The following is a 15432-nucleotide window of genomic DNA, read 5'->3' on the forward strand; positions in this document are numbered from 1 at the left end:
CTCCCTTAGCGTTTCCCTGGATTTTATTTCCCATCTTTTAAATAGCTGAAATAGCAATGCAGCAGAATATACATACATTGTTATAAACCCCCATTGCTCATGTTCCTGCAAGACTGTCGGATCGCACAGCTTTCTAACCTCAATGTTGTAGGCTAAGCGACCGGTATAGATCCCTATCCAACCAGTAATAATTCCGATAACGAGCATAACCATCATCATCTTTTTCAGGAAGCCGGCGTGTTGGCTGCGCCTGAGAGGGATCAAAAGTAACCCCGCAGCAGTGGAAAGCAGCAGGGTTACAATAGGGAAATGAGCTGCCATAGGATGCCACAGCTCTGTTCTCCATATTGAAGGAATTCCTTCCATTAATTTTCCAGAATGGTTACCGCAACAGGAACAAGTTTATTCCCTTGTTTCTCCACCTGAACCTCAACTTTCGCGTCTTTTTTAAGTGAATCAAATGGAACGCTTTCCCCGTTCTTAGTAAGCTTGGTGCTGTCGACAAAATAGAGTTCGAGTAGTTTATTATCGGGAGTCCTTACATAGATCTCTTTTTCTCCTAGATTAACTTTCTCGTTTATCCCCTGGTAGGTGCCTGTTTCAACAACATCAGTTTTTTCGGTTTCCCCGCAGGACTGTAGTGCAATGGCGCCCGATACTGCAACCATGATGGCAATAAGTGTTTTTTTCATTTTGCTGTTTGTTTTTTATTTAAAGGTTTAATTAAGAATATTTTTAGGGAAGTATAAAATCCACTCATTCAAAGGTATTGTTCTTTTATGGTTTAAGTATTCTTCCGGACACTTAAATCTGACTAAAAAAATCAAGACTCCAGTCCGGTAAAATAAGGATAAAGCCCTGCGGAAGACCAAGGGGGGAACCAAATGGGAATGACAACACTGGGATAAAAAATAAGGAGATTGCGAGTCAAATCCACATCTCCTAATTATAAAGCAAATACTTCTTCCTCATTTCTTTATACTGAGACAAGCCTGGTTCCCAGCTTGCGCGAATTTTCGCTTCTGATTTACCGCCTATGATCTGCTGGCGGAAAAGGCCGGAGCCGATCTGTACCTCGATGCTATTCATCTGGTTGCTCAGCTTGGAGTCGAAGAATTTTTCTTTGTGCGGATGTGCCTTATATAATTCCATGGTCCACTGGATGTTTATCTGCTTCTTTTTTCTCAATTGCTCCACATCGTAGTTGCGGAGGTCAAGGCCGTAGCAAACCTGGTTCATTATGTCAACATCATTCAGGGCCTCTTTCGAAGGCTTATTATTTTTTCTGTATAATGAAATAACAGGGATGCATCTGGCCAGTTTTAGTTAATATTCCGCTCCACAACATTACTTTCCTCTTCTCTGTATACGTTGAGGAAAGTAGCGAATAGTAACTAAAGAAAATAAATAACCTCAATAAAAAGGAATAATACAGAACAATAAGAAAATGTTAAATTATTATGTATTATTGTAAATAGTAAAACAATTATTTACAATTGTAAATAAAAAAGCATACAAATGATATTCGTTACTCCGATGTTTCAATCCAAAATCTCACCTGTGCACATTTTGTCAATTTAACCCAATGTATATGAAAAAAATATACCAAATGAGTTGTTTGGTCAGTTCATTGCCGGCCAAATCATTTAGATTTCTCAAGGACTCCTGTCCAGTAGCCTTGAATATGGTTTCGGTTAGCGCGGCTTTTTTATTTTTTTTATGTAGCCTGACCACATTATACCCTTTCAAATATGCGTCCGCTTCTGGGTTAACCAAGAATTTTGTTGGTTATTCGCAGGCAGACACCATGGTTGTTAAAGGCGTAGTTAGAGACCTGCGCGGGCCTCTACCGGGCGTTTCTGTAAAGATCAAAAATAACAACCGTATGGGAACCGTAACTGATGCCAACGGAGAATTTTCGTTGAATGCAGTGGCCGATGCGACATTGATTTTGTCATTTGTTGGATATGTAACACAAGAGGTTAATGCAAAGGGTAGTCCTTCGATTAACATCATGATGCTCGAGGATTCAAGAAATCTGGACGAAATAGTTGTAATAGGCTATGGAACCCAAACCCGTGAAAAGCTTATTGGGTCTGTTGCTCAGGTAGCTGGAGAAACACTTCGCGATCGGCCCGTAAGTCAGCTTAAAAACGCATTGACAGGGCAATTAGCTGGTGTGACAATCACTCAGCGAAACGGAAGCCCGGGTGTATCAAGCGGAACCATCAGTGTGCGGGGAGTTGGCTCATTTGGAGCATCTCCAAGCGCACTTGTAATAGTAGATGGAACACCGGTAGATAACTTTAACGATATAGACCCGAATGACGTGGAGTCCATATCGGTGTTGAAAGATGCCTCGTCTGCCGCAATTTACGGTTCGAGGGCTGCCAATGGAGTAATCATAGTTACTACCAAAACCGGTAAGATAAGTAAGCCTAAGCTGAATTATGCCTCTTACTTTGGATTGCAAAAGCCCACGGCATTGCCTGAGTATATAAATTCGTGGGAGTATGCAATTGCTACAAATGAAGCGAATAATAGTGTGGTGTATTCAGATTCAGATATTCAAAAATTTAAAGACGGAACCGATCCAAACTTTCCAAACACAAATTTTCTTGAAGCGGCACTTTCAAAAGATGGCGCTCAAACAGGTCATAACCTGAGCATTAATGGCGGATCGGAGGCAAATAAATACAATTTATCATTAGGATATTTGTTTCAGGATGGAATAGTTGTAAACAACGATTATTCGAGGTATAATGTTCGTTTAAATATGACTACTGCGTTGGACGAAAAATTTACTCTGACGACCCGTTTAGCGGCCATTACCTCGAAAGTAAATGAGCCTATGGCTCCCGCAGGTGCTGCCGGATTTTCCGGAGACTTGCTGGGTATAATCGGCCAGGCAGCACGTACTCCTCCAATTTACAACGGCAGGCTGCCGAATGGTGATTTTGATCGCGGTCTGGGCTTTGGTACTACGATATCCAACTTGGCAAGTGAGTCTTTTTACCTGCAAAAAAATGTGAACTTAAATGGGAGCCTGAGATTAGATTATCAGATTATCAATGACTTAAAACTTTCGGCGCTAACTTCCTATGTGCAAAATAACGGCAGGGAATCGACATTCAGGTCAACCCAAAGAATAAATGCTTCACAACTATTGGGACCAAACTTTAAACGTGACCGGGCGAACATGAATGGGTATTACACATTCCAGGGATTGGCAGAGTACACTAAACAGTTAGGGAAGAATAATTTCAGTGTTCTGGGGGGGTATTCATTTGAAAGCTACAGATCAGAAGATTTGGTAGCATTCAGAGATAATTTGCCAGGAAATGACCTTACCGTCATTGCCATTGGATCACTGAGCAATCAACAATCTGATGGAACCGCCGCCGAGTATGCATTGGAGTCGCAGTTTTTACGAGCCAATTATAATTATTCCGGAAAATATCTCTTAGAAGGTGTTGTAAGAAGAGACGCTTCCTCCCGCTTTCCCGAATCAAGAAAGACGGCGTTGTTTCCATCTGTTGCCGCAGGATGGAGAATTGGAGAAGAGCGTTTTGTAAAAGATAACATTCCATGGATAAGTGAGTTGAAATTGAAGGCGTCATGGGGAAAGCTGGGTAACCAGAATATATCGAATTACCCATATCAGCGAACACTTGTTACATCCGATGCGCTTTCATATTCATTCGGCGGCTCTGTTGCTCAGGGGGCAGCAAGTACCCGATTGGTAGATGATAACTTGCATTGGGAAACGACCCGCACAACGGATGTTGGTATGGAGGCTGGGCTTTTGAAAAATAAGATTAATTTATCCGCAACGTATTTTGACCGCTTAACCTATGATATCTTATATGCTCCAACAAGCAGTGTATCATCCGTTTTGGGATTAAATCTTGCACCTCGTAATATCGGCAAACTTAAAAATACCGGTTGGGAGTTTACCGCCAATCATGCTAATACCATTAATAAGTTCTCCTACTCGGTCAGTGGGAATTTTACTATTGTCCACAACGAAGTTACTGATTTAGGTATCGGTAATATTGCTCAGCCTAACGGCCTCGTTGGCAATGGCAGCAGTTTATTTCTTGGATATCCTGCGTCAAATGGGAGTTTCGGAATTTATTATGGCTATGTGGCCGACGGATTGTACACCGACGCAAATGATGTGGTCGAATATCAGAAGCTTAATGATCAGAAAGCAGTTAATCCCGGAGCGGTTCCCGGGGATATTCGTTATAAGGACATTAGTGGCCCCAACGGAATGCCGGACGGAAAAGTAGACGCTACTTACGATAGAATTATACTTGGAAGCCAAATCCCTAAATACAGTTATGGACTGAATTTAGGCGGCGGTTACGGCGGTTTTGATTTGAACGTCCTGTTCCAGGGAGTTGCTGGTGTAACAGGGCGTTTACAGGGTTATGCTGCCTGGGCTTTCTATAATACCAGAGGAAATGTTCAGCGTTTTCAATACGAGGGTCGTTGGACACCGTCAAATCCTGACCGGAATGCAATTTACCCGAGGTTCCAAACTACCCCTAATTCAGGTGTTCCGAACACCACCTTATCCTCTTTTTGGACACTTAACGCATCCTATCTAAGGATCAAAAACCTTCAGCTAGGATATAAATTACCCGCGTCGGTTTTAAGCAAGGTAAATATTTCGAATGCCCGGCTATACGTCAGCGGGGAAAACCTTCATACGTTCAGTAGTTATAAAAAAGGTTGGGACCCGGAAATTAATACCAATTCACTAACGGAATTTTATCCCTTGCTTTCAACTTACACAATTGGCCTCAACGTTACTTTTTAATTATTTATAAGTTTTTATGAAAAAGCGATTAAAATCAGCATTAGTATTGTTGCTGACAGTATTGTCGGTAATATCCTGTAAAAAAGAATTGGAAAAAATTCCGTTGGACGAGTTTGACCAGGAGTCATTTTGGTCTTCAGAACAAAAGGCAATGCTTGCCCTCAATGCGGTCTACCGCTCAACGGTATCAAGTAGCAACTGGTGGTCGACCGAAGGATTAGTATACCTGGAAACAGCCAGTGACAACGCTTACCATGGCCAGGGCGATAACACTGTGTATCATAAATTGTCAAACGGTACCCTGACATCGAGTAGTGCGCTTGTATCTCAATATTGGGATCAAAGTTATGCCAGTATTGCCCGTAGTAACGATTTTCTCCAGAACGTCTCTAAGGTACCAATGGATGCTGTCAAAAAAAAGAGGTTAATCGCCGAAGTTCGATTTATCCGTGCATGTCAGTACTTTTATCTTCTACAGCATTTTGGGTCAGTTCCGTTAATTAAGGCCACTCTTGCCCTGGAAGAAGCAAATAAAGTAGTTAAAGCTCCACGGGCTGAGATTGCAACTTTTGTGATCGCCGAGCTCACACAGGCCGTCGCAGATTTGCCCCGCTTCAAAGATATTCCTGCCAAAGAAACCGGTAGGGTAAGTAAACAGGGAGCACTCGCCTTTCTGGGACGCATTCAGCTTGCCGAGAAACGTTTTGCAGATGCTGCTATTACCTATAAAACAATAATTGATTTTGGTGATAATATCATTGATCCTAATTATGCTTCGATATTTCTGGAGTCAAACGAAAATAGTTCGGAAAATGTTTATAGCGTACAATATGTTCCTAATCAACTTCCCAACCCCCTAATGCAGAATGCATCACCGCGGGCAATGGGAGGATTTACTTTTATAGATCCATTAGCCAATCTTATGGAGGCATATGAATTTACTGACGGAACTGCTTTCTCATATACAGATGCCAGATATGATTACCGCGATATCGGTAAAAACCGCGATCCAAGGCTAAAATATTCTATTTATTATGATCAAGCGCCTTTCAGAACGGGAAAATATATTTCTCACCCGGACTCGGTTGTTGCCACCTACCCGGATAGAATCAATAACCTCAACACTAAAACAGGCTACTGTTTGAGAAAATATATTGAAGAAAACTTTACGGGAAATCTGAATACCGGTTATGGTGGAAATACGCCAGTGATCAGGTATGCAGAAGTCCTTCTAAGTTATCTTGAGGCAAAGCTCGAGACAGGGGACGCGATAGATATGGCGTTGCTTGACGCCACTATCAACCGAGTCCGGCGCAGGGCTACTGTAAACATGCCAGTAATTACCGCGACTAACGCAGCACTTTTACGGCCAATACTTCGAAATGAGCGTAGAGTTGAACTCGCCCTGGAAGGTATCAGGTATTGGGATTTGCTGAGATGGGGAATTGCCGACCAGGCACTAAATGGCGATTTCTACGGTCATCCCTATCCGGTGTCAAAAGCTACGGTCCGTAAAAAAACAACTACAGCACCAGTCGATCCGTTTAGGCGCTGGTATGTAACCACCCGTACCTTTCGTAAAGGTGTAGATGAATATTGGCCTATACCGCAGAACGAGGTGAGTCTTAATCCGAAATTAGGGCTATAGGTCTGAGGGCAATAGAGCTCTCTAATCCTGAATAATTATTCTCGGGTAGAACGACATAGGGAAATTTACACTAAGGGCCGGGATGAACTTCCTCATTCTTTTTGTCAAGGATGGTATTGATATTTGTCATGCTATTTTTTGCATAATCCAGGTGCATTTCCATAGATTCCTGAGCCTTTATAAAATCGTGTTCTAATAAAGCCTGAAGAATAGTTAAATGATGCTTTAACACCGTTTCTATTTTTTGTTGATCGTACTCTATTTGTCCAAGGTGGAAAAAGATTAATGTGAATATCGAAGTGTAAGACTTTTTGATGAATCTGTTATGGCTGGCATCTATTATGGTGGTGTGGAACGCTCTTTCGATGTCCCTCATTTCTGACGCATCTACAGATGTTTTTTTTAGCAACGAAACATGTTTTTTTTCGAGTATTGTGAGTTCTTTCCAGATAGGTGAGGTTTTAGATTCGATACGCATTTTTTGAATGGCATGCCGTTCGTACATTTTTCTTATTTCCGCAATTTCTTCAATTAGTCGTGGTGAAAATTCAACAACCTCCCATTTTTGACGAGGATGTTTCTTGATGATGCCGCTTTGAGCGATTTTAAACAAAGCTTCCCTGGTTATAATGGTATTGGTTTTTAACTCATTGGCAATCTCTAACTCTGAAAAGCGATCACCAGGCTTTAGCTCATAGGAAGACAGTTTTTTTATAATTTGTTTTTCCACTAAATCAGCTTTCGAGTTACCCATTGACTCAACACTGTAGTAATCGTCCGGGCCCGGCTTTCTGAGTACAATTTTATAAAGGCCGTCTTGTCTTACTATTCCCTTTTTGATCAGAATATCAATTAGCTTTTGAAAAGTGGTTCGGCTAACATCCAAATCTTTAATCAAGGCGGAAGCTGCTGGAAGCCCGCATGGAACATCGTCGAAGTCTTCTATATAATTCAGCAGCTTATTAGTTGCTTTCAGTACGAGTTTGGTATATTCTGCTTCCTTCATCTACATCTTTAAGATGGTAAGTATAAACTATAATATTACATAAATCATTTCATGACTAAAGTCCGAATAAGAGGTAAAAATAACGATTTGTATTTTTGTTTATAAAAAAACAAACCTGTATTATTGTAAATAACTTTTGCGCTGATGCAAATGTAAAAATAATTGATAAACCGCTATTATCAATACCAGGATTTATGATCTATTTGTTTTTGCATAAGCGCTTCAGGCATTAATCCAGGCATTTATAAAATTGAAATATATGAACGTGTATATACTGACTTGGTTATCCTTTTTAAGTATTTTTTTTCAACCTGAGAAACCGAAAGTTCTCATCATAGGAGATTCTATTTCCATTGGATATTTCCCTTTCGTTAAAGAAGCTTTAAAAGATAAGGGTGTCTTATATCATAATGCCGGGAATGCACAATCATCCACAAATGGAACTAATAGAATTAAAAACTGGCTGGGGGAAGAACATTGGGATGTGATCCAATTTAACTGGGGATTATGGGATATTGCATACAGGCTTCCGGCGCTTACCGGTACTGGGGTTCTCGACAAGAATAAAGGCAAACTGACAACACCTCCTGAAGAATATAAGGCAAATATGGAGAAACTGATCGCAGAACTTGAAAAAACTGGAGCTAAACTCATTTTTGTCAATACCTCATACGTTCCAAGAAACGAACCGGGCCGCCATTTTGCCGACGCTAAGAAATATAATCGAATTGCTGAAAAACTGGCCAGGCGGCATGGAGTAACTATTACTGATCTTTATAAACCTTCTGTTAAAATTCATGCTGAACTGGGTTTAGGAACAGACAATGTACATTATTCGATGGAAGGCTATAAAAAGCTTTCCAATTATGTTACCCATGGACTGGCAAACGCTATGTCTTTAGAAAATTAGTTCATATACCTTGTTCTTTAGAAAAATTCGTACCGATCAACACGATGTTCACCCGTATTAACCAAATTAATTATGATGATAACACTAAAAAATTGTATAAAAGACTATAAATCAACGATTTTAGTCGTTTGCGTAGCTACCGGTCTTGGAATAACAGAGGCTGATGCACAATCAAGCCAGACAAAATGGGGAGCTATTGCATTGCAGGAATCCTCAATTCCGGTTCGTCCGGGAATACCTGGCAAGACTCCATTCTGGAATGAGCAAGCAAGGCAATTTATTCACGCGCCTGCGTTTGAGTATAAAATTATTCCAGGCGCAACTAAGTACAAGTATAAAATTTTTTGTGCCAGCGATTCCAGTTCACATGTATTCGAAAGTAATATTCCCTATGATGCTTTAAGCAAAGTTTGGACTTCCATGCCTGTTGGCTATTTTGATTTGGAGGTAACAGGAATATCTTCAAAGAACGAAATTCTCGGTGTATCAGGAAAAGGGCGTTATTATCGGGCGGCATCGTTCAATGGTCCTTATCATTCTTCTGCGATGTCATATGACCAAAGCGCAATGATAGCTTTGGATAATCTTTTAAAAAAGGATTATGTGGAGTACTGGTTTAAAAATAAAGCTCCCCATCCGAAGTATGTAAATTATAGGTTCCCCGCTAAAATATTCAGTGCTTTAATCATTGGTGCTATCACACATGCACGGCTTAAGCCAAATACTGCTGATGCGGTACGCTCTACAGAACTCGCCCGCATTATTGCCGATTATTTAATAAGTATTAGTTTTAAAGAAGGTACTCCATGGGAGTATTTTCCGCCAACCTATTATGGAAATAATTTTGGAATAGTCAATAAGCCTCACATGAACGTATTCAACAACTTTACCATCATGGGAGTTGATGCGGGAAATGCTTACCTTGATTTATTTGACTACACAAGTGATAAAAAGTATCTTGAAGCAGCGAAACGTATATCTGCTACCTATCTCAAAACACAACTTGAAAATGGCAGCTGGTATCAGTATGTAAATCACGAAACCGGGAAGCCCACCGCGCCGAATATTACTATACCAACTTCGGTAATCAATTATTTTGACAGGCTTCAAAGAGATTATCACGTTTCTGGATTAAAGCAATCTTCAGATAGAGCATTTAATTGGATTTTGCAAAATCCCGTTAAGACATTTAACTGGCAGGGGCAATTCGAAGATATAGAAGCCCGCGCACCTTACAAGAACCAAAGCCGGGAACAGGCATGTGATATGGCCATTTATCTATTTAAAAACAATAAAGATATCAAGCTTGCCGAAGAGCTGGTTCGGTTTTCGGAAGACCAGTTCGTTATCTGGGAAAAACCTCTTGATATTGCAATCCAACAACCCAGACCAGGCGGTAATTCAAAAAACTGGATAACTCCTTCCGTCCAGGAGCAATACACATTCTTTATGCCGGTTGGGCGGGCAGCCGGCCTTATGGTCGAAACCTATTGGCAGGCCTATAAAGCCACAAAAAAGGAAATCTACCTGGAAAAAGCAAAATCAATTGCCAATTCCTTTACGATCGCTCAAAAAGAACATAACGGTGATTATCCAACATTTTTCACAAAATACCCTATGAATTTGTGGTTAAACAGTACGGTTTATCCTGCTAAAGTGCTGATGGATCTTAACAACAACATTAAATCTAAAAACTGATATGAAAAGCAAAATAGTTATATACATGCTGGCGCTGTGTGTGATTAACGCTTATTCCTGTAAAACTATCAAAATAGGAGAAGCTGTTGGGAACAACACCAAGGCTGATAAAAAATCTTTTGGCGCGATAGCCCTGATGGAATCAACTGTTCCTATTCGTCCGGGCGAACCTGGCAAGACTCCATTCTGGAATATAGCGTCTAAGCGTTTTATTCATGCCCCCGCATTTAACTATAAGACTTTGACAGCTGCAACAAAGTATAAATTCGAGTTAACATCAGAGACCACCGGAACTAAGCTGCAATTTGAAAGTAAAAATCCATATGCACCGCTGAGCCCGGTTTGGGCAGATCTGCCGGTTGGGTATTTTACAATTAAAGTAACTGGCATTTCAACGCAGGGCGAATCTCTTGGAACTGCAGGTGAGGGCCGGTATTACCGGGCAGCCCCATTCAACGGTATATATCACCAGCCGGTTATGCCATATGATAAAAGTGCAATGGTGGCGTTAGAAAAACTGTTACACAAAGACTACATCGAGTACTGGCTAACAAATAAAGCCCCTGACCCGGGTTATCAGTATTATCGCTATCCAACAAAAATATACAGCGCATTAATTATTGGTGCTCTTACTTACGGGAAGTTAAAGCCCGCGGAACAGCCAAGATCACTGACGCTTGCACGAACAATTGCCGATTTCTTGATCAGTGTAAGCATGCCTGAAGGAAATCCGTATCAATATTTCCCACCTTCGTATTACGGTTATGAGGCCATATTCAAAAAGAGCAACAATAAGATTAATACGAGCAGTATTATGACAATTATTTCGGCTGATGCAGGTAATGCGTATTTGGACCTGTATGATGTCACAAAAGATAATAAGTATCTGGAAGCAGCAAAGCGTATTGGAGAAACATACGTTAAAACGCAGATGAAAGACGGAAGCTGGTATTTGTTTGTGGACAAGGACTCTGGCAAACCCACGGCATCAAACATTGCTATACCTACTTCAACCATCAATTATTTCGACAGACTTAGGACCTATGGCGTTACCGGATTAAAAGGAGCAACTGAAAATGCCCTAAAGTGGATTATGGACAATCCGGTAAGGACTTTCGACTGGCACGGTCAGTTTGAGGATATTTATGAACGCCCGGCGTATAACAATTTAAGCCGGGAACAAGCTTGTGATATGGCCATTTACCTGCTGCGAAATAGTAAAGGAAAGCCAAAGAATATAATCCTGGCCGAAGAACTGATACGTTTTTCAGAGGACCAGTTCGTAATTTGGGAGAAACCAAGGCCCGATTTGAAAATAGGAAATGATGGCAACGGCGCGCTGAGTAAAAATTGGATATCTCCCAGCGTTCAGGAGCAATATGTTTATTGGATGCCAGTGGGCCGGGCTGCCGGGATAATGCTGAATACTTATTGGGAAGTTTACAAGGTGACTAAAAAGGAAATTTATCTAGCCAAAGCGAAGTCGATTGCTAATGCTTTTACAGTAGTTCAAAAGGAACACGATGGCGACTATCCCACATTTTTTACTAAGTATAAGATGGGTTACTGGTTAAATAGCAATGTTTATCCCGCCACATATATGATGAATTTTCAAGAGAATTTAAAGAAAATAAATAAGTAAGATGGCCAGAATAATTTTTCCTCCCTTCAAGCGATTGGGCATGCTGATGCTGGCCGCACTTGTGTATGTTTTGCTCATGGAGGATGTATCGGCACAGCAAAAAAAAGGGGATGTAACTTTTGGACAGATTGCCTTGGCTGAATCCCGTATTCCGATTCGTCCCGGAATTCCCGGCAAAACACCATTCTGGAATATCGCGTCACAGAATTTTATTTACGCACCGGCATTTAACTATAAAACTTTGACAAGTGCGGCAAAGTATAAATTCGAGTTAACATCAGAGACCACCGGAACTAAGCTGCAATTTGAAAGTAAAAATCCATATGCGCCGCTGAGCCCGGTATGGGCCGAGCTACCGGTTGGATATTTTCAAATCAAAGTAAGCGGCATTTCTGATAGGGGCGAAACTGTTGGATCTGCTGGCGAGGGCCGGTATTACCGGGCAGCCCCATTCAATGGTATTTACCACCAGCCGGTTTTGCCATATGATAAAAGCGCGATGGTGGCTTTGGAAAAACTGTTACACAAAGACTACATCGAGTATTGGCTAACCCATAAAGTCCCTGACCCGGGATACTCAAAATATAGATACCCGTCAAAAATTTACAGTGCAGTAATTATCGGCGCTCTTACTTACGGGAAGTTAAAGCCCGAAGAACAGTCAAGATCACTGAAACTAGCGCGAACGATTGCTGACTTTATGATCAGTATAAGCATGCCTGAAGGAAGTCCGTATCAATATTTCCCCCCGTCATATTATGGTTATGAGGACGTATTCAAAAAGACCAACAGCAAGATTACTACGAGCAGTATTATGACAATTATCCCGGCCGATGCGGGTAATGCCTATCTGAATCTGTATGATGTTACAAAAGATAAAAAATATCTGGAAGCTGCAAAGCGTATCGGTGAAACATATGTTAAAACGCAGATGAATGACGGAAGCTGGTATTTGTTTGTAGACAAAAATTCGGGCAAGCCCACCGCGTCAAACATTGCTATACCTACTTCGACCATCAATTATTTCGACAGACTTAGAACCTATGGCGTTACCGGATTAAAAGGAGCAACTGAAAATGCCCTAAAGTGGATTATGGACAATCCGGTAAAGACTTTCGACTGGCACGGTCAGTTTGAGGATATTTATGAACGTCCGGCATATAATAATTTAAGCAGGGAGCAGGCTTGTGATATGGCCATATACCTGCTGCGGAACAGTAAGGGAAAACCAAAAAATGTAATTCTCGCCGAAGAGCTGATACGTTTTGCGGAGGACCAGTTCGTAATTTGGGAGAAACCCAGGCCCGATTTGATCATTCCCGACGCTCTTACAGAACTGGGAGATGATATCCATACTCGTAAAGAAGCAATAGGAAATAAAGGGACCGGCGCGCTAAGCCAAAACTGGATCACCCCCAGCGTTCAGGAGCAATATGTGTACTGGATGCCAGTGGGCCGGGCTACGGGAATAATGCTGAATACTTATTGGGAGGTATACAAGGTAACGAAAAAGGAGATTTACCTTGCAAAAGCGAAGTCTATTGCAAATTCTTTTACAATGGTTCAAAAGGAACACGATGGCGAGTATCCAACATATTTCACTAAATATAAAATGGGTTACTGGTTAAATAGCACTGTTTATCCCGCCACATATATGATGAAATTTCAAGAGAATTTAAAAAAAATAAATAAGTAGGATGGGTAGATTAATTTTTTCTCCCTCTTTCAAAGGATAAGCAGTATTTTATAGTGCCTTTTTTATCCAAATGGAAAAATACAAGAATAAAATAGTGGTGATAAGCGGTGGCCTTGGTGATATAGGCAGCGCTATCGCATTAGCTTTCGGTAAAAAGGGTGCAAAAGTAGCTATAAGCGATTTATTCGGGTTTGATGATGCAAAACACAGGGTGGAAGAACTTCGTTCAAAAGGCTGCACCGATCTCTCTTACCATAAAGTTGATGTAGTATCAGAAAGCGAAATTACCGCATGGATTGATGCAGTGGAGAAAGAATGGGGTCTTCCCCAGATAATTGTGCCGAATGCAGGAATCGTTATTGCCGGCTCCCTGACAGGGGATGATCTTTCTACTGATGATGTAAAGAAACAATTAGATGTTAATTTCTGGGGAAGCTATCATCTTGCGGTTCAGGCATCAAAAAGAATCAGGGCAAAAGGCCTCCCCGGAAGAATTACGTTTATAGGTAGCTGGGCCGCCGAAAGGCCTAACGCCAGAATCTCTGCTTATTGCATTTCAAAAGCATCAATTCGTATGCTCTGCAAAACAATGGCGCTGGAATTGGCAGCATACGATATCCTGGTAAATGAAATTGCTCCGGGCATCGTGGAAGGTGGGTTGTCAAAAAAGAATCAGCAAAAAGATCCGGAATTGCTGAAGCTTCATTTAAAATCTACACCGACACGAAAGCTCGTATCGGTTGATGAAATTGCGGCACATGTTCTGCGCCTTAGTGATTTTGAATATAACAATCTCACAGGTACTACTTTAACTGTAGATGGAGGTCTCTCACTAACTTCTAAGATGACTCAATGACATCAGAGCTGATAATTATTGTTGTTGCGTTTTTGATTGCGGGCTGGGTTCAGGGCATTTTTGGTTTCGGCTTTGCAATAGCTACTACATTACTTCTTGTCAATACTGTAGATTTTACCACACTGGTATTCCTAAACCTTTGTATGTCGGTAGTTACCTCATTGATAGCAATGCTCTCTGGAAAAAACCTCAAAACAATTAATAAAAACACGCTCCTGAAGTTAATTATCAGTTCCTCCGCCGGTCTGATTTTAGGCATGGCTATTATCACATACGTTGACGCCGCAATTCTAAAAAAGATCACCCTGGTAGTTATCCTGCTCGCCTCCATAGCATCCCTGACCAAATCCCAGGCACTGTTCGCTCACCCATACATGGGCTGGATAGGAGGTTTTTTTAGCGGTGTTCTAACGCCTTCTACCGGAATTAATGGACCACTGGTAGCCTTGCATTTAAACGCAGCATTTACAGATAAGCAGGAAATAAGGAACACGATGTTAGCTTATTTATTCTTCATCATGACTTTTGGGGTGATTTCAATGAGTATAAAGGCTAACCTATCCTCAGAAACAACAAATATGTTAGTTAAAGTTATTTTGCCTTCCATTCTTGGCTACGTAATAGGCATGTTTTCTTTCAGGCTTTTGTCTGATGTTATATTTAAGAGAACAGTTAATGCTTTTTTGATTTGCTCATCATTTGCTTCTTTGGTTTACCTAATCATTTAAAAAAACATGACTACAACTAATACCCTTAGGGGAATCTATCCAATCCTGGGTACGTGCTTTAATGATGACGAGAGTATTGACTATATAAGCCAGGAAAAACTTATCGAATTTTGTATTACCAGCGGTGTTCATGGTCTTGTAACTCTTGCAAACGCCTCAGAAGGTCATCTTATGTTGGATGATGAAAGAAAAGAACTCACAACTTTCGTGATTAAGAAGGTAAACAAACGTATACCGGTGGTCATTACTATAAATCATCCTTCATCTTATTGTGCTGTCGAAATGGCTCGATTTGCAGAAGCTGCCGGCGCTGATGCCGTTATGTGCATGCCTCCGTTCTTTGGGCGCTGGCGGTCGGGTTTATCTGAAATTGAACAGTATTTTACAGCCATAGATAAAGCTGTAAACATTCCCGTTATT

General features: G+C 41.1%; 13 protein-coding genes. 9 read left to right on the top strand and 4 right to left on the bottom strand.

What is annotated here, in order from left to right; genetic code table 11:
• The 3 genes from WKF69_RS11065 to WKF69_RS11075 form a co-directional block, all read right to left on the bottom strand.
• On the bottom strand, nucleotides 1–366 hold a 366-nt coding region (locus WKF69_RS11065), incomplete at its 3' end, for a hypothetical protein (RefSeq protein WP_340381899.1).
• Nucleotides 366–692: a hypothetical protein gene (locus WKF69_RS11070; protein WP_340381901.1), complete on the bottom strand. Its 327-nt coding sequence runs from the start codon at nucleotides 690–692 to the stop codon at nucleotides 366–368. The genes WKF69_RS11065 and WKF69_RS11070, both read right to left, overlap by 1 nt.
• Nucleotides 693–942: 250 nt before the next feature.
• Nucleotides 943–1239 (bottom strand): hypothetical protein, encoded by a 297-nt coding sequence (locus WKF69_RS11075; RefSeq protein ID WP_340381903.1) that lies wholly within the window; start codon nucleotides 1237–1239, stop codon nucleotides 943–945.
• Nucleotides 1240–1591: 352 nt separating this feature from the next.
• On the opposite strand from WKF69_RS11075, the gene WKF69_RS11080 reads away from it, so the two are divergent.
• Nucleotides 1592–4828 carry a TonB-dependent receptor gene (locus WKF69_RS11080; protein WP_340381905.1) on the top strand — a complete coding sequence of 1079 codons (3237 nt, stop codon included), beginning with the start codon at nucleotides 1592–1594 and terminating at the stop codon, nucleotides 4826–4828.
• Between the two features lie 16 nt (nucleotides 4829–4844).
• Nucleotides 4845–6476 carry a RagB/SusD family nutrient uptake outer membrane protein gene (locus WKF69_RS11085; protein WP_340381907.1) on the top strand — a complete coding sequence of 544 codons (1632 nt, stop codon included), beginning with the start codon at nucleotides 4845–4847 and terminating at the stop codon, nucleotides 6474–6476.
• Nucleotides 6477–6546: 70 nt separating this feature from the next.
• Here WKF69_RS11085 and WKF69_RS11090 read toward each other — a convergent pair whose 3' ends face one another.
• Entirely contained in the window at nucleotides 6547–7482 is a 936-nt protein-coding gene (locus WKF69_RS11090; RefSeq protein WP_340381909.1) for a GntR family transcriptional regulator, read from the bottom strand.
• Nucleotides 7483–7741: 259 nt separating this feature from the next.
• Between WKF69_RS11090 and WKF69_RS11095 the strand changes: the two genes are divergently transcribed.
• The 7 genes from WKF69_RS11095 to WKF69_RS11125 form a co-directional block, all read left to right on the top strand.
• Nucleotides 7742–8392 carry an SGNH/GDSL hydrolase family protein gene (locus WKF69_RS11095; RefSeq protein WP_340381911.1) on the top strand — a complete coding sequence of 217 codons (651 nt, stop codon included), beginning with the start codon at nucleotides 7742–7744 and terminating at the stop codon, nucleotides 8390–8392.
• Between the two features lie 72 nt (nucleotides 8393–8464).
• Entirely contained in the window at nucleotides 8465–10090 is a 1626-nt protein-coding gene (locus WKF69_RS11100) for a hypothetical protein (RefSeq protein ID WP_340381913.1), read from the top strand.
• 1 nt (nucleotide 10091) lies between these two features.
• Nucleotides 10092–11732: a hypothetical protein gene (locus WKF69_RS11105; protein ID WP_340381915.1), complete on the top strand. Its 1641-nt coding sequence runs from the start codon at nucleotides 10092–10094 to the stop codon at nucleotides 11730–11732.
• Nucleotide 11733: 1 nt separating this feature from the next.
• Complete coding sequence (locus tag WKF69_RS11110) at nucleotides 11734–13428, top strand: hypothetical protein (protein ID WP_340381917.1); 1695 nt, start codon at nucleotides 11734–11736, stop codon at nucleotides 13426–13428.
• A 70-nt stretch (nucleotides 13429–13498) separates the two neighbouring features.
• Complete coding sequence (locus WKF69_RS11115) at nucleotides 13499–14284, top strand: SDR family oxidoreductase (RefSeq protein ID WP_340381919.1); 786 nt, start codon at nucleotides 13499–13501, stop codon at nucleotides 14282–14284.
• Nucleotides 14281–15012 (top strand): sulfite exporter TauE/SafE family protein, encoded by a 732-nt coding sequence (locus WKF69_RS11120; RefSeq protein WP_340381921.1) that lies wholly within the window; start codon nucleotides 14281–14283, stop codon nucleotides 15010–15012. The genes WKF69_RS11115 and WKF69_RS11120 overlap by 4 nt, the downstream gene beginning before the upstream one ends.
• A gap of 6 nt (nucleotides 15013–15018) precedes the next feature.
• The coding region (locus WKF69_RS11125) for a dihydrodipicolinate synthase family protein (RefSeq protein WP_340381923.1) at nucleotides 15019–15432 on the top strand (414 nt) is incomplete at its 3' end.

Source organism: Daejeonella sp. (assembly GCF_037719425.1).
Classification (GTDB): domain Bacteria; phylum Bacteroidota; class Bacteroidia; order Sphingobacteriales; family Sphingobacteriaceae; genus Daejeonella.